The 20,419-nt window shown below is 45.4% G+C and carries 4 protein-coding genes; all 4 read left to right on the top strand.

Annotated elements, in window-relative coordinates; genetic code table 11:
* The first annotated feature begins 35 nt into the window (after positions 1-35).
* Positions 36-4,568 (top strand): non-ribosomal peptide synthetase, encoded by a 4,533-nt coding sequence (locus BLV90_RS13375; protein WP_091742046.1) that lies wholly within the window; start codon positions 36-38, stop codon positions 4,566-4,568.
* Positions 4,569-4,592: 24 nt separating this feature from the next.
* Positions 4,593-7,721, top strand: a complete 3,129-nt coding sequence (locus BLV90_RS13370; RefSeq protein WP_245726359.1) for a cyclic peptide export ABC transporter — start codon at positions 4,593-4,595, stop codon at positions 7,719-7,721.
* Positions 7,722-7,744: 23 nt separating this feature from the next.
* The gene (locus tag BLV90_RS13365; RefSeq protein ID WP_091742043.1) at positions 7,745-20,029 is read left to right on the top strand and encodes a non-ribosomal peptide synthetase; all 12,285 of its coding nucleotides are present in this window, start codon (positions 7,745-7,747) and stop codon (positions 20,027-20,029) included.
* Between the two features lie 208 nt (positions 20,030-20,237).
* On the top strand, positions 20,238-20,419 hold a 182-nt coding region (locus BLV90_RS13360; RefSeq protein ID WP_177167880.1), incomplete at its 3' end, for a helix-turn-helix domain-containing protein.

Below are 20,419 nucleotides of genomic sequence, written 5' to 3'. Positions count from 1 at the left end.
GACATCAATAAAATGGAGAGAAAAGGTGATACGTGATGGAAAACGTTAGCCTACAGAGTGGGGTGCAATATTATCCCCTTACTCATCCGCAAAAAAGGATCTGGTATTTAGAAAAAACGTACCCCGATCAACCCCTCCATAATATTGGCGGGACGGTACGGATGAAAGAAGCGATTCAATTTGATTGTTTGGAAGAGGCCATCCAATGGTTTATCCAGCAACATAATGGAATGAGGCTTCGCCTGACAGAATCCGATGGATTCGTTCAGCAATACGTAGCAGAATATCAACGGTCGCCCCTTCGCTTTTATGATTTTAGTGGGAGCCCTAGGCCAGAGGAAGAGCTAACTCGGTGGGTTTCCCTAGAAGCTGCCAAGCCGTTTCCGTTGTATGACTACCCTTTATATGAGTTGGTGATGTTTAAACTAGGGGAGAACGAAGGCGGGTATTTGATCAAGACGCATCATCTCATCTCCGATGGATGGTCGATGAATATCCTGACGCAACAAATCTGCACTTCCTATCGGAAACGACTTGCGGGTGAGATCCTGACGGATGAAATCCAAGAGTCGTATACCTCTTATATCGAACAGGAGCAAAAATACTTATCCTCTGAGCGATTCTTAAAAAATAAACACTTTTGGAACGAGAAATTTGCGAGTCTTCCAGAACGAAGCCAACATGCTCGTTTTATATGTGGTGAGGGAAAGCGAAAAACCTTTGTCCTTCCAACAGAGCAGTCCACTCGCATCAAAGAATGGGCCTCGCACTATCAAACGACCCCCTTTACTTTTTTCGCCCTTCTCTATCTTATTTATCTTCATAAAAGAACACGGCAAGAGGATTTAGTGATTGGAATGCCATTGCTCAACCGCTCTGGCAAAAAAGAAAAAAGTATGGTGGGGATGTTTACTAGCACCATGCCTTTTCGTTTTGAGCTAAGTCCAGAGGTCTCAGTTGCCCATTTAGTTGAGTTGATCGGTAGTGAATTGAAACGTTGCTATTATCATCAAAAGTATCCCTTTGATCTACTAATTAAGGACCTTGAACTAAGCAAAAAGGGTCACGATCATCTGCTGAACACGTGTATCAATTTTTACAACACAGAACTGACCAAGGAATTTACAGGAGCAACGATTGAAAATACGGAATTTTACAATGGAAAGCAGCTCTATTCTCTGCAACTGATTATCCGTGAATGGTCCAACTCGGGTGACTTTCAACTAGATATCGATTATAAGGTTGAGGATTATTCTGTGGAGCAGATCAAGCAGATGTTCCGAGCACTGATTCATCTAACAGAGCAAATGCTAGAAAATCCTGCACAGAAAATTAGCGAACTCACATTGTTATCTGAAGCGGAAAAAAGAAAGCTGATCGTTGATTTTAATGCAACCGAGCGCGCTTATCCACGGGAGAAGAGTGTCGTTCAGTTATTTGAAGAACAAGTAGTAAAAACCCCCAATAAAGTGGCTATCCGCTTGGGAGATCATCAACTAACCTATCAGCAGGTAAATGCCCGTGCTAATCAGTTGGCGAGGGTACTCCAGCAAAACCACCTGGAAAAAGGAATGATCGTTGGCATATCGACGACACATTCCTTGGAAACGATTATTGGATGTTTAGCTGTGCTAAAGGCAGGCGGGGCTTATCTTCCTATTGACCCCGATTATCCATGGGATCGAAAGGAACATATGCTTCACGATTCCGGCCTTGGAATGATGCTGATTAACAAAGGTACCGCATCCACCCCGATGCGGGTAGATAAAGTGATCGACCTCGATGATCCAGAGCTATACAGCGGTGAAGCCTCCAATCTAGATGTGCCTAGTCTTCCTACTGATCTTGCCTACATTATCTACACATCGGGTTCTACTGGTAAGCCGAAGGGGACGATGGTGGAGCATGGAGGGTTGGTTAATTATAGTACCTGGGCAGTGGAGCAGTATATCGGATCGAGTAACACGGAGGTTTTCCCCCTCTACTCTTCCCTATCCTTTGATCTCACTGTTACTTCCATCTTCCCTCCCTTGATTAGTGGAAATGAGATCATCGTCTATCCACCGGATGAAGAGGAGTATGTTTTATATAAAATTCTGCGAGAAAACAAGGCGACGATAATCAAACTTACTCCTTCCCATCTCTCCCTTTTAAAAGAGGGGGAGAAGGTGGCTTCTTCCATCAAGACATGGATAGTGGGTGGAGAAGAGTTAACCGTTGCCCTCGCCCAGGCAATTCATGATCGGTTTGGTGATGAGTCAAGGATCTTTAATGAATATGGGCCAACGGAAGCAACGGTGGCTTGTATGATTCATCTTTATGATCGGAAAAAGGATCAGGGTGTATCTGTTCCCATAGGAATCCCTGCTACCAATACAAAGATCTATGTGCTGGATGATGAGCGGCAGCCGGTACCCACTGGTGAAGTCGGTGAACTTTATATTTCTGGGGATGGAGTAGCTAAGGGATATCTGAATCAAAAAGAGCTAACTGAAGAACGGTTTATCCCTGACCCCTTCGCTAGTGGTTTGCGGATGTATAAGACAGGGGATTTGGCTCGTTTTGTTGATTGTAACTACGTAGAGTATGTAGGGAGAGCCGATGCTCAGGTGAAAATTCGGGGATATCGCATTGAACCTGGGGAGATCGAACAAGCGCTGCTCACTCATCCCTGTATGAAAGATGCGGTAGTAGTCATACAAACATCCAAAGGGGATACCCCCTTTCTATGCGCCTACTACACGGAGAAATATAAGATAGCTCCCTCTCTCTTACAGGGCTATTTACAAGGATTGCTCCCAGAATATATGATTCCTACTTTCTTTATTGCGCTTCAGTCCATCCCGCTGACGATCAACGGTAAGGTTGATCGGGATCAATTGCCAAAGCCAAAGCCAGAGGCGATGCAGTCTGTCCAAGAAATTACCGCATCGAGAGATTCACAGACAAATGATCAGGAAGAGCTATTACTAGCGATCATCCAAGAAGTTTTAAACCTTGCGGATGTAAGAATTACGGATAATTTTTATCACTTAGGTGGGGATTCGATCAAAGCGATTCAGATTCAGTCGAAGGCAAGCCTCACTGGACACAAAATCAAGGTGAAGGATATCTTATCCCATCCGATTATCAGCGAGATGGCATTATATTTGGAATCAAGAGAAGATAGGGATTCTGCTAAGGGGCAACCCTGTGCAGGACCGATTGCAACCCTTCCTGCACCTGCGTGGTTCTTTTCCCAACATTTGCGCGAAGGAAATCACTATACACAGTCGATGTTACTAAAAGTGATGGGTGAGGTTGATCGGGATATGCTTGAGACCGCTATCAATCTAGTCGTTCGCCATCATGATGCCTTCCGCTTCAATGTTTACCCACAGACAGAGGAACTCTATTACAACGCCTCTCATCTAACACAGAAGATTGCCTTGGAAAGCATCGATCTTTCTGGATTTTCTATAGTCGATCAACGAAAGCAGTTAGCCCAGATTGGGGAGAAGATAAAAGCTAGTTTTAATATCGAAGAGGACATCCTCTTTAAAGCTGCTCTCTTTCATCTAGGGGATCAGGGAGATCGACTGCTGTTAACAGCGCATCATCTTGCTGTAGACGGCGTATCCTGGCGCATTATTTTGGAAGATTTCTTTCGTTTGGTGGAACAGATGAGCAGCGATGAGCAGGTTGTTCTACCTGGGAAGACGGATTCTGTGCAAAGTTGGGCCACTGCATTAGATGAGTTTAGTCAAGACGGGGCCTTCCTCCATAAAGCATATTGGGAAATGGTAGACTCCTGGGAGCCAGTAGCTTGGGGGGATGCTGACTATGGGGAGAAGCTCGTAGCTGATTGTGAGGAGTTTACCCGTTCATTGACGGTTGCCGAAACGGAGCAATTACTTCTTACGGCGCCAGATGCTTACCGAACAAAAGCGGATGAGCTGATGATTATGGCCTTAGCTTTGGCGATGAAGGATCAGCAACAGTCCAATGAGGTGATCATTGAATTAGAAGGGCACGGTAGGGAGGAGATTGGCGTAGACCTAGATCTTTCGCGGACAGTAGGATGGTTTACCAGCTTTTATCCCATCCGATTGGCCATCGAAGGGGAGGAGACTTCGTCCCAGATCAAAGGACTAAAAGAACAACTGCGGCAAGTTCCCCACAATGGCTTAAGTTATGGGGTATTAAAAACCATCGCTGGTTCATTGCCGAAGGATTTACGAAGGAATGTCCGTTTTAATTACTTGGGCGATTTTAGCGCCTCATTCATCCACAAGGGGTTTGCCCTGGCGGAGGAATCGTCGGGGAGAGAAAGCAGTCGGCATAACACCATGACCTGCTTGCTCGATATTGTGGCATATTCGGTGAACCAGAGGCTCCACTTCGTCTTCACCTATAGCAAAAGGGAGTTTAAGCAGGAGACGGTCATACGGTTCGTGGAGTCCTACCTTCAACACCTGAAGCAACTTATTCAGCATTGTTGTGAAAGAAAGCAACCGGAGTTTACTCCTAGTGATTTTGAAACGACGGCCCTATCCAGTGAAGAGCTCGACAGCATTTTTGAGGACTGAAGGGAGTGAGGATAGGTGGCGATGATGAGAGCAAGAACGGTGTGGATCACTCTGATGATCATCGTGCAGTTACAATGTATTGTAGGTGTGCCGATGGCTCAGGCCGCTGGAGAAGATACCGCACTTTCGTCAAAAGAGAAGCAACGGCTGGCATCCTTCATCGAAGAACAGATGGATGAAGGAAAGATCCCAGGTTTATCTGTGGTAGTGGTCAAGGGGGATCAAGCTGTTTACAAAAAAGGCTTTGGACAAATGGACATCGAGTCGAAGAAACCCGTTACCAATAAAACCTTGTTCGAAATTGGTTCCAACAGTAAAGCTTATACAGCGGCAGCGATCTATCAACTAGCGGAAAAGGGCCGGATCGATTTAGACAAACCAGTAAGTCACTACCTACCCTGGTTTCAGATGAGATATGAAGGAGAGTATCAAGGAAAAAAGGTGAAAAAGAACGTAGATATCACCATTAACCAGCTTCTCCATCATACGAGTGGGATCCCCTTTCATACGATTGCCAAAATTCCGGTAGCAAAGGATAAAAAGGCCCTCGAAAGAACGGTGAGGACGCTAGTTAACCAAAAGTTGGATAGCTACCCAGGGGAGAAATTCTCCTACGCTACCATCAACTACGATGTACTAGGATTGGTCATCCAAAAAGTTACTCATCAGTCCTTTGAAGGCTATGCCGAGAAGCATCTTGTGGATGCCTTTCAATTGAATAATACCTACTTAACTAGAGAGAAGGCTTCCCGCCAAGGGATGTCTACAGGGTATAAGATCAGCTACTTACAACCTAGAGCTTACAATGCTCCTATGTATCGTGGAAATACTCCTGCAGGGTATTTTATTTCCAATGCAGATGATATGGAGAAATGGCTACAGATTCAGATGGGGATAGCCTCCTTAAAACAAGCGGACAAAAAAGCGATCCAACGGACACACACAGCGGACCGATCCGTCGCCCCTGATAAGGATGGTTCTTCCTATGCTGCAGGTTGGCAATCCTATCAGAATGGTGCCGGGGAGTATTCCCATGATGGAAGCAACCCCAATTTCTCCTCCTTTATTGTTTTCAGGCCGAAGGAGAAAGTAGGAGTGGCTGTCTTAGCTAACTTAAATTCCACTTATACACATACGATTGGGCAAGGGATCGTGGATATTCTGCAAGGAAAAGATCCCAAGAAGAATACCGGGGATATTTATAAAAGCATTGATTCCTTTTCGTTCACGGTTATTCTGCTTATCATTCCCTTTATATGTGCCACCCTCACCTTTATTGGGATTGCTTTGCGCCAACTGTTCAAGAAACAGCGAAGCCTAGAAAAAAGGATATCAAAGGTTCTCAATGTTCCCCTCTTTTCATGGCTGTTTGTCCTAGTTGCAGGCTATGGACTTTATCAGATACCTGCTGTCTTTTTCTCCGGTCTATCCTGGGAGTTTATACGAGTATGGGCGCCTGCTAGTTTGCCAGTCGCTGTGATCACGGTATTTACCGCGATTGTACTCTTTTGTCTATACCTTACCTTCACGACGATTTTTCCAGCACAGAAAGAGAAGAGCTTTTTTCCGCTGATGGTACTCAGTATTACCAGTGGGTTTGGTAATGCGCTCATCATCTTTATCGTCAATGAAGCCTTGAATCGGACGGATCAGTCTGGTAGCAACTTATTTTTCTACTTCGTCTTAGGGGTCATGGTCTATGTGTTGGCGCAGAAGGTTGTAAGAACCAAGTTGATCCAGCTAACAAATACCATCATTTACGAGAAACGAATGGATTTGATAAACAAGATATTAAATACGCCCTACGAACGCATCGAACAAATGGAAACGGAAAAAGTACAAACCACGCTCAACAATGATACCGAGGCGATTAGCAACCATGCGGGTAGTTTGATCACGGGATTAACAGATTCGATTACCTTGATTTGTTGCCTGGTATATCTCGGGATTATCAATATTTATGGGCTTCTCATTTCAATCGGAGTGATTTTGATTGCGGCGGGTCTCTATTATGTAGCGGGCCGATCCGCCGATAAACTATGGGAACAAACCCGAAACATCCAAAATATCTTTTTTAAATATCTCAATGATCTTGTCGGTGGATATAAAGAGCTCAGCATTGGAAAAACGAAACGGGATCAGTTTAAAGGGGACATGCAAGAGAGCTGTCTCGAGTATAAAGAGAAACGGATTTTAGGTGGGCTGAAGTTTGCCAATGTTTTTATCGTTGGAGAATTGCTCTTTACCTTTGTGATCGGTGCCGTCACCTTTTTGTTTCCCCTGTTATTTGAAGGGGGACAAAGCGAATCCCTGCGTAGCTACGTCTTCGTCTTTCTCTATATGACAGGCCCCATCAATAGCATCTTGAATACGATACCAAATGCGGTACAGATGAAGATTAGTTGGAAGAGGATCCTTGATTTCTCCAACTATATTACGGAGCTAGGAAGAGAACCATATAAGGGCGAGGTACTCGCTCTACCCTCCCCTGAACTCAAATTGGATTTGAGAGCTGTGGAGTATGAATACCAAGGAGAAAATGGTGAGGCTTTCCGCGTAGGGCCGATTCAATGCCGTTTTACATCTGGGGAAATTGTTTTTATCACAGGGGGTAATGGGAGTGGAAAATCGACATTGGCAAAGTTGATCACTGGACTGTACTCTCCTGTTCACGGGGAAATCATGATGAACGATCAGCCGATAAGTCCGGAGGAATTGGGAGAACTGTTCTCCGCTATCTATAGTGATTACTACCTGTTCACCAAGATGTATGGCATCGATCATCAATCCAAGCAAGCGACCATCGATCACTATCTTAAGAAGCTTCGTATTGATGAAAAACTCCACATTGAAAACGGGATTTTCAGTACAACAAAATTATCAACGGGTCAAAGAAAGCGGCTCGCGCTATTGCTCAGCTATTTAGATGAGAAGCCGATCTATCTCTTTGATGAATGGGCTGCGGATCAAGATCCTGAGTTCCGTCGATTCTTCTACGAAGAATTGCTTCCCGAATTTAAGGAGAAGGGGAAATGTGTGATCGCCATCACCCACGATGATCGGTATTTCCATTTGGCGGATAAGGTGATCAAAATGGAAAACGGTCAGGTCGTAGAAGAGAGCCAGGCAAATAAAGTGCCGTCAAATTATTGAGGTGAATGGGGAGGATATGTTTCATGGCAAAGCTAGATAAACAGAATGTGGAAGACATTCTTAGCCTTACCCCAACACAAGAAGGGATCTTGTTTCATTATTTAAAGGATCCTGAAAGTGAAGAGTATGTTGAGCAATTAAGCATAGAGCTTCTAGGAGAAGTGAATGAGGAGCATGTAAGAGGAGCCTGGGAGTCCGTTATGCAAAGCAACGAGATGCTTCGTACTGTGTTTCGTTGGGAAAAGGTGAAGGCTCCTGTGCAGATTGTCCTTAAAGAACATCCCTTACAATGGACCGTCCTTGATTTGCAAGGTAAAAGTGAGCAGGAGAAGCAGGTTTTACTGAGTGAGATGCAAAGGCAGGATCGCGAGAGAAAATTTGACCTAGGAGAGGTCCCCTTCCGAATTACCCTGTGCAAATTAGAAAAAGAAAAGAATGTGATGATTATCAACAATCATCACATTTTATATGATGGTTGGAGTAATGGTCTTCTATTGAAGGAGTTTGTCGATGCCTACAGGTGTGTATCCCAGGGAGAGGCTTATCTGCCTCCTAACAAAAAAAAGTACAGGGATTTTGTGAAATACATTCAAGAGCAAGATAAAAACGGGCAGCAACAATTTTGGCAGGAGTATCTGGCAGGTTTTGATGCTCAGACAACGTTGCTATCCAATGAATCGACCCATGGGCAGCAGGGTGGACAGGAACGGCATGATTTGATCCATTTGGCAAAGGAGCCCTTGGATCAATTTGCAAGGGAGCATGAGGTGACCTTGGCATCGCTTATTTACAGCGTGTGGGGAACTCTCTTGCAAAGGTACAATCACAGCCAGGATATTATTTTTGGTACGACGGTTTCCGGACGATCAGGAGCCTTTAAAGGGATTGAGGATCTGGTAGGTCTCTTTATCAATACAATCCCTTTACGGATCACAGCGCAATCGGGTGAGACGGTAGCGGAGTTGGTTCGCAGAGTAAATCGTACCCTGCAAGACAGAGGAGAAGTGGACAACACTCCCCTATCAGATATCAAGAAATACAGTGAACTAGAGGAAGGTACCAATCTATTTGATACGATTGTTGTTTTTGAAAATTACCCCTTGGATCAAGCTTTGCAACACGGTGACGTAAGTAGACAAGGGGGACTTACCTTCGGTTCTTACTCCACCGTTGAAAAGACCAATTATGCTTTAACCCTTAGTGTGACGGCCTTTGATGAGGTGGAGGTATGCTTTAGTTATAACGAAAAGCTGTTTAATCCCGAAATGATGAATCGGTTGGCTACGCACTTCTGTAACATAATCAATGAGATGGTCCATCATCCAGAACAACTAGTATCCCAGCTTGAGATGCTTGCACCTGAAGAAAAAAATCAGATCCTTAGGGAGTTTAATAATACTCAAGCAACAATTCCCCATCCGTTTACCGTGATCGAGCAATTCCAACAACAGGCGGCAAATTCTCCTGATCAAGTAGCCATTATTTGTGAAGGAAGAGAGCTTACCTATCGCGAGTTAGACAGAATGGCCAACAATCTAGCAAACGCATTAATCCGCAAGGGTATCCACAAAGGAGAGTTCATCGGACTTCTTACAACCCCTTCGATCGAAATGGTCCTTGGTATGTTGGCGATTTTGAAAGGTGGGTGTGCCTATGTGCCCATTGATCCTGATTATCCAGAAGCGAGAAAAGAGCATATCTTTCAGGATAGTGATGTCAGGTACTTGCTTGCCCAGGAAAGGGTGGCTGAAAAAAGTACGGCTGTCGCTGAGGCTTTTTCCGCAAATCAGCTCTTGATTCTGGATGATCCACAGTGGTTTGCCGGAGAGGGTTGTGCCCCGAACAGGCCTTGGAAGCCAAGCGATTTGTTCTGTTTGTTTTATACATCAGGGACAACAGGGAAGCCAAAGGGAGTTATGATTGCGAACAAGAGTGTTCACAATCTCGTTCACTGGTTTGGCAAACAATATGAGGTGACCGATCAATCGCATATGTTGATGATGTCCAGTTACACAGTGGATCCTAGTTTGGAGGATATCTTTGCAACGCTACTTCATGGTGCTACTCTTCATATCGCGGGACAAGATGTCCTACTCAATCGGGAGGCTTTCTGTGACTATGTGGAACAACATCAGATCCATCTGATTAATTTCATTCCAACCGTGTTAAAAGAGTTACTCGTCCATGATCGAAAACTGAGCAGTTTACAGACGGTCATATCAGGTAGCGAAAAGCTAGATGATTCCTTAAAAAATGACTTGCTCCAAAAAGGATATACGGTATACAACAACTATGGTCCGACGGAGAACACGGTGGAAGCTTTAAGCTTGCGCTGTTCGGAAGAGAAGGTAACCTTAGGCCAGCCGATTGCAAATGTACGGTGTTATATCCTGGATCAGGATCATCACTTGGCACCGATTGGCGTAGCAGGCGAGATCTATATTGCCGGGGCAGGTGTCAGCCAGGGGTATTTAAATCTACCAAACCTTACCCAAGAAAAATTTTTACAAGATCCCTTCTACCCAAACGACCGAATGTATCGCACAGGGGATTTGGGAAAATGGCTACCCAACGGCCAGGTGGAATTGATTGGCCGCATGGATCACCAGGTGAAGATTCGCGGATACAGGATTGAATTGGGTGAGATTCAGAACCAGTTATTACTGCATGAGCACGTGACGGATGCCGTAGTGATCGATCATAAAAATGATTTGGGCAAAAGTGTGTTGTGCGCCTATGTCGTTGGGGAATTTTTGCTCGAAGAAAAGAGTCTACGAGATTTTGTATCTGTGGACCTCCCTAGTTATATGGTTCCCTCGTATATCATGCAATTGGATAAGTTACCATTAACATCGATTGGGAAGATTGATCGTGAAGCTCTACCCGTTCCTCAGATGAAAACAGGCAATACCTATGTCGCTCCTCGTACCGTTATGGAGAAGGAACTGGTGCAGATCTGGTCCATCGTGTTGGGCAGAGATGAGGATCAGGTTGGTGTGGAGGATAACTTTTTTGAACTGGGCGGAGATTCGATCTTAAGTATTCAAATTGCTGGGAAGGCTACGCAAAAGGGAATACAGTTAACCGTTAGTCAGATGTTTCAACACCAAACGATCACTGAATTAGCCCAAGTGGTTCAACATACAGGGACTAAAAAGAAAGAAGAAAGAGATACTCCTGTGGGAGAAGCTCTGCTCACACCGATTCAAAAGTGGTTTTTTGAGCAGGACCTGCAAAATATCCATCACTGGAATCAAGCGATCCTCCTTGAGACACGGATAGGGACGAAACCCGAGGGAATTCGGAAGAGTTTTGCCCAGTTGATCGATTACCATGATAGTTTTCGGCTTCGGTATGATCAGCAAGATGGGGAATGGGTACAAGCCTATGCAGAGACAAAGGATCATGGGCAGTGCCATGTGTATGATGTGTCAGGAATGACACAAGTTGTACGAGAAGAGAAAATGAAGGGAATCATCGATCATTTACAAAGGAGCTTAAATATCACAGAGGGTCCCTTGATTCAAGCTGCCTTCTTTTATGCAGGAGAAGAGGCGGAAGGGCGACTTTTCATTACCGCCCACCACTTGATCGTCGATGGATACTCATGGCGAGTATTGATGGAGGATTTACAAAACCTCTATGATCAATGGGAAAATCACGGACAGCTCTCTCTCCCTCCCAAGACCCTTTCCTTTAAGAAATGGTCCCAGTATCTATCTGACTATGCTCACTCGGATGTGATCAAGGATGAACTCCATTATTGGATGGAGCAGACGTCCGCTTCCGCCGCATTGATTCCTGTGGATAAAGAGGAGGGGCCTAATACGGAGGGTTCAGCCCAACGGATATCCCTCACGATGTCCGCAGAGGAAACCCACCATCTGGTATACGATATCCACTCATCTTTTCGAACTAGAATCGATGATATCCTGTTAGCCGCTCTTTCTGCAACCCTCGGAGAATGGACAGGGAAGACCTTGGTTGATTTAGAAGGTCATGGTCGAGAGAAGTTGTTAGAAGAGCATGATGTTTCTCGTACCATCGGTTGGTTCACCTCGGTTTTCCCGCTGATTTTAGGGGATGCCGATGAAAAGGAAGAGCTAAGCAGGGTTATTCAGCGAGTGAAAGAGCGATATCGGATCATCCCCAAGGGGGGCATTGGTTATGAGCTTCTCTATTATCTAGCCGATGAGGATCTGCGAGCACAAGTAGCCTCCAAACAAAGAGCCCAAATCAGCTTTAACTACTTGGGACAGTTGGATCAACGAAACCAAAGGAACAACGGACGTTTTACCATTTCTGATGTCAATACGGGCTCCTCCCGCGATACTGAGAATATCCGCAGTCATTTACTAGAGATGGATTGCATGATTGTGGACGGGGTGTTGACGATGGAGTGGAAGTATAGCGCCAATAGGCATAAGGCTGAGACCATCCAGCGTTTAGCGGATAATTACCTCGCTCATCTTCAATCCTTGATTCAATATTGCCTCGGACGTGAAGGTACCTATTTTACCCCTTCGGATTTCCCGTTGGCTACTCTGGAACAGAAGAATTTAGATACCTGGGCAGAGCAATCCATAGCGATTGAAGATATCTACTCTCTTTCTCCTGTTCAACAAAGCATGGTTTTTCATCATATCTATTCTCCAGACTCCTCGGTTACCGTGGAGCAAACGGTCTTTTCGATTCAGAGTGACCTGAATATCGATGCTTTTGCAAAGGTGTGGCAGCAGATTGTAGACCGTCATGAAAGCATGAGGGCTTCTTATCACTGGAAGGGGCTAAAAGAACCGGTACAAGTGATACACAAGGGAGTGAAGGTACCCTTTCATTTTAAAGATTGGGCGCACCTCTCTGAGGAAGAGGGGCAAATAAAAGTAGAGCAACTGTTGGAGGAAGATCGAAAACAAGGGTTTGATCTCGCTGTTGCTCCCCTGATGAGGGTCTTTGTCATCAAACGAGCCGATGCTCTCTATGACGTGATATGGACCCACCATCATCTTCAACTGGATGGTTGGTGTAATAGCATTTTATTGAAGGAGATTGGCCAGCTATATGAGGCGTACGCTTCAGGAGCCTCTATTACGCTAGCGGAAGCGATCCCATTTAAGGAGTATATAAGATGGTATCGCAAACAGGATTTGAATCATGCAGAGGCATACTGGCGAAAATCCTTAAAAGGCTTTCGGACGCCTGTCCGTTTTAATAGTATCTTCCCTACAAAGGTGAAGAGAGCGAGCGAGTCTGCCTTTGGCGATGTAAGCTATGATGTCTCTCTCGATGTCCAAAGAAAGATGAAAGCGTTCGCGAAGCAACATCGGATCACGATCAATACGATGGTGCAGGGAGCCTGGGCAATTCTTCTCAACCGCTATTCTGGGCAGGAGGATATTGTCTTTGGCGCTACTTCTTCAGGGCGTCCTACCGATCTGGATGGTTCTGAAGCCATGATCGGATGTTTTATGAATACACTCCCTTTTCGGGTCGCAGTCAGCGAGGGGGTCGATCTGTCCTCTTGGCTACAAGATATCCAGCTAAAGCAGGTGCAGATGCGTCAATTTGAGTACACCCCCCTCGCCGATATTCGTAGCTGGAGTGAGACTCCACGCAACTCTGCCCTATATGATCTCTATGAAAGTATCGTGATTTTTGAAAACTATCCCTTTGATGTAGCACTCAAGGATGGGCTGGGCTCTTTAAAAGTAGAGTCGATGCGCGTAGAGGAACAAATGGATTTTCCGCTTACCGTCTATTGCAATTTGCAACCAGATTTACATTTTAAGTTGTTGTATGACCTTCGTTATGTTGATCATGGCGAGGCGAGCCGCCTGATCGGGCACCTGGTGCATATCATCGAAGAGATGATCCAAGGCGAGGCGACAACCCTTGGTGAGGTAGCCATGATGGCTAAGGAAGAGGTCGATCAGCTTCTAATCGGTAATAACGATACCTCCATGGATTATCCAAAGGAATCTTGTTTTACGGATCTTTTTGCGGAGCAGGTTCTCCTACGCCCCCATCATCCGGCGGTGATGCAAGGGGATGAGCAACTTTCCTATCACGAGTTGGATATCCGTTCCAATCAATTGGCCCACCGATTGATCCAATTGGGCGTTGGCCCAGATGTACCTGTCGGGGTCTATGTGGAGCGTTCTCTTGAGATGATGATCGGGATCGTTGGGGTACTCAAAGCAGGTGGAGCGTTCCTGCCCATGGATGCAGAGTATCCTGGTGAACGCATTGATATGATGCTAGAGGATGGGCAGGTACCGGTGCTGCTCACCCAGAAGAGGCTTGCCGCAAGGGTTCGCCATTATGAGGGAGTCAGTCTTTGCTTAGATCAGGTCGGGGAGGGAGATTGGGAATCGATTCTTTTGGAATCGAAGGAGATACCTCTAGGGAGGATCGCTCCTCATAACCTGGCTTATATCATCTACACCTCGGGTTCCTCGGGGAAACCAAAGGGTGTGATGATGCCTCATGAGGCTTGTGTCAGTCATGCCCTCGATATGATCAAGCGGTATCAGCTGACAGCGGAGGATCGGGTGCTGCAATTCTCCTCGATCAGCTTTGATATCTCCCTTGAACAGATTCTCTCTACGATGGCGGCCGGAGCTACCCTCGTTTTACGAGATAAAGAGGTTTGGACACCCTATCAATTTTCGCAGAAGTGTGAGCAATATGCCCTCACCCTGGTCAATCTACCTACCTCCTATTGGGGAGAGGTCGCTCAGGAGTGGCATAACCGACCACCTATTATTCCTCGTGGGAGTTTGCGTCTCATTGTTGTCGGTGGTGAACAGATGCCACCAGAGAAGGTAGCGCTGTGGGAAGATTTACCCTGTGAGCATATTCTCTTTCTCAATGCTTACGGCCCTGCTGAAACAGCGATGACCAGTACCCTCTATCATGTATCAGGGCATGGAAAGAAGAGTGCAGATCTTACCTTTATTCCTGTAGGAAAACCTCTGGCCAACCGCCGCATCTATATCCTCGGTGAGAAGATGGAGTTGCTACCTGCTGGCATTAAGGGGGAGATTTGTATCGGAGGAATCCCTCTTGCAAGGGGCTATCTAAACAAAGAAGATCTTACTGCAGAAAAATTTGTACAAGATCCCTACTTTAAAGAGGATAGGAGTCGGTTGTACCGCACGGGGGATTTGGGACGCTTACTCCCTGATGGAAACATCGAAGTATTGGGCAGAAAAGATGCGCAAACCAAAGTGCGTGGGCATCGCATTGATATAGGTGAAGTGGAGGTTGTGTTAAACCAAAGCCAGTTTGTAAGGGATGCTGTCGTGGTCGTAAAGACAGATGCGAGAAATGAGAAGATGCTAGTTGCCTTTTATATTCCACCTTCTCCTGTGAAAAAGGGCGCATTGTTTCTGAAGGAGAATCTACGGCAAAAGCTTCCGGAGTATATGATACCTTCGTATTTTATCGAGTTGGAACGATTCCCCATGAGTCCCAACGGAAAGATCGATCGCAAAGAGCTAGAAAGCTGGGAAATTACTAGGGATGTATCCAAGGCCTATGAATCTCCACAGAATGATGTGCAAAAAAGACTTACCCAGATATGGGGAAAGGTTCTGGGTGCAGAGCGAGTTGGGATCCATGATTCATTTTTCGAGTTAGGTGGACAGTCGTTAAATGCGATCACCCTGATCTCAGAGATTCATCGAGAATTTGAAGTGGAGCTCCCCTTGGTTAAGGTGTTTGAAAGTCCGACGGTGAAGGAATTAGCATTTCTTATTGAGGAAGGAAGGGGTCAGCGCTCCCACTTTGTATCCATTGAACCGGTTCCTATCCAGAATGTCTATGAGTGTTCAGCGGCACAAAAACGAATGTACATGGTTAGTGAGCTGAGTGGGGTTAGCACGAACTATAATATGCCAGGTGCTGTCATCCTTCGGGGAAATGTAGATAGGAAGCGATTGGATGAGGCATTTAAGGAGTTGGTTCAGCGGCATGATGCTTTCCGAACCTCCTTTGTTCAGAGCGATGGTCAAATCATGCAACGGATTTATCAGGAAGTTGATTTTACTGTCCAACATCTTCCTGAAGCGGGAGCTGATCCAGATCATTACCTGGGAATTTTTGTGCGCCCCTTTGATTTAACAAAGGCCCCTCTATTCCGGGTTGCCCTGGTTCAGTTATCATCCGATAATTATTTGTTGATGTATGATATGCATCACATCATCTCCGATGGGTTATCTATCGGCATTTTGATTAACGAATTTACTCTTCTCTATGCCGGGGATGAGTTACCCGATCTAAAAATCCAGTACAAAGACTTCTCGGCTTGGCAAAATCGAGAGATTCAGTCAGGATATCTCAAACAACAAGAGGATTTTTGGTTGCAGTCCTTCAGTGGAGAAGTACCGCTACTCGATTTGCCAACCGATTTCATTCGATCCGAGGGAGTTACCTTTGCCGGGGATGAGGTCGTATTCACCTTCGATAAAAATGTGACTGCTCAATTGCATGGCATAGCTCGTGAACAAGGAACGACGCTATATGTGCTCCTGCTATCGGCCTTTCATGTATTGCTTTATAAAGAGACGGGTCAGCAGGATATTGTAGTGGGAACTCCTGTGGCAGGTAGACGTCACGCTGAGCTAGAGAATGTGGTTGGAATGTTTGTCAATACACTCGCCCTTCGGAATCACCTTTCTGGGGATATGACACTGGCTCAATTTGTCAGTGATGTAGCTTCCCATATCATGAATGCGCTTGAAAATCAGGACTATCCCTTTGAGATGCTTGTCGATAGGTTAGAGCTTAAGCGGGATTTGAACCGCAATCCGCTCTTCGATGTGATGTTTGCCTTTGAGAACGTAGATGCAAACAAGGTTCAGATGCGAGATTTTGAAATAGTCCCTTGTGAAATGAAGAATCACACGACGAAGTTTGACCTCGAGTTAAAGGTGACCGAGTTGCATGGGGAGCTAACCCTCACCTTACAATATCGCAGTCATCTATTTACGAAAGAGACCATCACAAGAATGGCGGGACACCTACAGAAGATCCTTAGGTACATGGTTGAAGAGATCGATTCTACAATTCATTCGATGGATATTTTATCGACTAGGGAAAAGGAGCAACTCACTCAGTTTAACGATACCAAGGTAGTGTTTCCACAGGAGAAAACGATCAAGGATCTCTTTGAAGAACAAGTTGTTCAGCATCCCCACCAACTGGCAGTAGTGTCTGGGAAACAGACGTTAACCTATCAGGCGTTAAATAATCGATCCAACCAATTGGCTCACCATCTGATAAAAAAAGGCACTAGCCCCCAACCTGTGGTTGCGCTGATGGTGGAGCCTTCCCTAGAGATGGTAGTGGGGTTATGGGGCGTGATCAAAAGTGGCGCAACGTATCTCCCCATCGACCCTGAGTTTCCTGGAGAGCGCATCGAGTACATGCTTCATTCCAGTGGTTCGAAAATTCTTTTGAAACAGTCCCATGTTCAGGCTCCAGAAGCCTTCACTGGGGAGATCATCGATATCGATGATGCCTCGATCTTTACTGGTAGCGTAAGTAACCCTGAAAATAGGAACCTACCAGAAGATCTGGTCTATATCATTTATACCTCGGGTACAACAGGGAGGCCGAAGGGTGTACCGATAAAGCATCAAAACCTGGTAAACTACCAATCATGGTTTGCGCGAACCGCAGGCATTCAACCTCATGATAAGACGATCCTTCTATCCTCTATCGCCTTTGATTTGGGATATACCAGTCTCTATTCTGCTTTGTTAAATGGTGGAGAATTGCATTTGGCTCCGAAGGGATTCTATGTACAACCACAAAAACTACTTCCCTATCTCGCGGAGCATCAGATCAGTTATTTAAAGCTGACGCCTTCGTTATTTAACATTTTGGTCAATCATTCATCCTTCAGCGAAGGAGGTAGGGATCTATCCTTACGGTTGGTTGTTTTAGGTGGAGAGGAGATAAACCTACCTGACCTCGGTACGTTCCATGCGAAGTATCCTGAAGTGATGTGGATGAACCATTATGGACCCACTGAGGCGACGGTAGGGGCTATCGCCCATCTCTTTGATTTTAAAGATGTGGACCAAGCGGCAACTCGGCCGATTATTGGTAAGCCTATCGACAATGTTCAGGTTGCGATTCTAGATGCAGACCTCAATCCAGTGCCAATGGGTGTAACCGGTGAAATTTGTATTGCAGGTGCTGGATTAACGGAGGGTTATATCCAGCACGATGCGTTAAATCGAGAAATATTTGTGCAGAGACCCTGCTTTGGACAGGAGTCCCTCCGTTTTTATCGGACAGGGGATTTAGGCCGATATACTGTAAATGGTGAGATTCAGTTCCTAGGACGAGTGGATCATCAGCTCAAAATTCGCGGATTTAGAGTTGAGCCGGAGGAAGTTGCTGCTGTCTTATTACGACATGAGTTGGTCAATGAAGCCATTGTGGTTGCTAGAGGGAAGGATCATTTTGACCAGCAACTACATGCCTATCTAGTATCCGATGAGAAACTAGATGGATTACAGCTAAGACAATTCCTATCGAATAAGCTTCCCTACTACATGATGCCGGTCTCCTTTGTCCAACTGGAGAGTCTCCCTCTGACCTTAAATGGGAAAGTAGATGTGCAGAAGCTTCCTGAACCCTCGGAGGAATCCATCATTGAAGTGAAGTTTGAGAAACCCCAAGATGCGGTGGAACAAACCATCGCTGAAATATGGGAAGAGTTGCTTGGTATCGAGGGAGTAGGAGCACATGATCACTTCTTTGAACGGGGTGGAGATTCCCTCAAGGCGATGTTGGTAATCTCAGAGATTCATAAGCGTCTTCATGTGAACATATTGCTCCGAGAGGTTTTTAAATCACCAACGGTGCGAGAATTGGCAACACAGATTAAGCGTGCATCCCAGAGTATCTATTCCGAGTTAAAACCAGTAATCGGCCATGAAACCTATGCACTCTCTGCAGCACAACAGCGATTGTATACGTTGAATTACATGGAGGGGATTGGAACCAGCTACAATCTTCCGCGGGCAACATTGTTGGAAGGGGTAATGGATACACAGCGACTGGAGAGGGCATTCAATGAGCTGGTTCAACGACATGAGTCCCTCCGTACCTCCTTTGAGGTGGTGGAAGGAGAGGTAAGGCAACGAATTCATCCCATGGCTCAGGTGAACATCAGCTATATTAACCTAGAGCAGGATCTGATTACAGATCTAACCATTGAATTGGATGAAGAATTGAGGCAGAGAATCGATGCCTTTGTCCAGCCCTTTGATCTCAGTCAAGCTCCTTTGCTTCGGATTGGTTTGATTCGCCTCGCGCAAAATCAGTACGTACTATTGACCGATATGCATCATCTCATCGCAGATGGTTACTCGATTCAACTCTTAGTACGTGAGTTGTTGGAGAGTTACCATGCAAAGAACTTGCCGGAGATTGGGTTGCAGTATAAAGATTTTGCAGCATGGCAACATGGCTTTTTGCAATCAGAGGTAGCGAAAGAACAGGAGGAATACTGGCTCCATCATCTTTCTGGTGAGTTACCTGTTTTAACACTGCCAACGGACTTTCCAAGGCCGATGGTCCAGAGCTATGCTGGAGATCGGTTTACCTTTACAGCAGGAGAGACATTAAAGAAACACTTGGAAGAATTGTGTGTGGCAACGGATACGACACTGTATATGGTTCTGTTTGCAGCTTACAGCACCTTGTTGGCCAAGTATTCTTCCCAGGAGGATATCATCATTGGCTCTCCTGTTCTGGGACGTACCCATGCCGATTTGCAACAGATTATCGGGATGTTCGTTAACACACTAGCGATCCGTTCCTTCCCTAAAGGAGATAAGATGTTTAAGGATCTATTGAGTGAGATTCGGGATAATTCCCTACATGCCTTGGAGAATCAGGATTATCAATTTGATAGCCTAATCGATCAGTTGGCGATAAAGAGAGATCCCTCAAGAAATCCCGTCTTCTCCACGTTATTGTCACTGCAAGAAGAACAGAGGCCATGGAAGGGAACCGATAGCCTTTCCTTAAAGCCCATCGAATATCGAAATCGCATCTCAAAATTTGATCTCAGTTTATATGTGGAAAAGGGAGAGCAGGATTTGCATTTTGAATTGGAATTTGCAAGTAAGCTCTTTACCAAGGACACGATTCAGCAGATGGCTAAGGATTATCTAGCTATTCTAGAGGCGATCACAACCAATCCAGCTACCCCATTAAATGAAATAGAGATTGAAGGGGTCATTGTTGCAAATACAGAGATAGAAGACGTGATTTTTGATTTTTGAGTGCTCCTTGGTGTGTTGGTTGATTTTCAAGAGTGATTTAAGATATATGTCGTAGGAAGATTGTGCGCAACGTGTTTTATAGAAAGCGCCGTAAAACCCCTGGCTTCAGCCATGGGATATAAGGCGCGTCGAACGAGGGAGGGGGAGTTTTTCCCTCTCGCAAGTTCGACTATCCCCGTATATAATTAAGTATAGGGGAGGTGAACTAATGCACAAAGCGTTTAAATTTCGTTTGTGTCCAACGAAGGAACAAACCAATCTCATCAATAAATCTATCGGCTGTAGTCGCTTCACGTTTAATCACTTTCTAGCCAGATGGAACGAATCCTATGACAGCACAGGAAAAGGTCTGACCTATGGAACCTGTTCTGCCCAACTGACTTCATTGAA

It is taken from the genome of Marininema mesophilum, assembly GCF_900106775.1.
Lineage (GTDB): Bacteria > Bacillota > Bacilli > Thermoactinomycetales > DSM-45169 > Marininema > Marininema mesophilum.
The sequence above is the reverse complement of the archived record's forward strand: the minus strand, read 5'-3'. Positions and strand labels throughout refer to the sequence as shown.

Excerpts from the sequence above, each read along its gene's own strand:
- BLV90_RS13370 (WP_245726359.1), top strand. The coding sequence starts at position 4,593 with ATGAGAGCAAGAACGGTGTGGATCACTCTGATGATCATCGTGCAGTTA.
- BLV90_RS13375 (WP_091742046.1), top strand. The coding sequence starts at position 36 with ATGGAAAACGTTAGCCTACAGAGTGGGGTGCAATATTATCCCCTTACT.
- BLV90_RS13365 (WP_091742043.1), top strand. The coding sequence starts at position 7,745 with ATGGCAAAGCTAGATAAACAGAATGTGGAAGACATTCTTAGCCTTACC.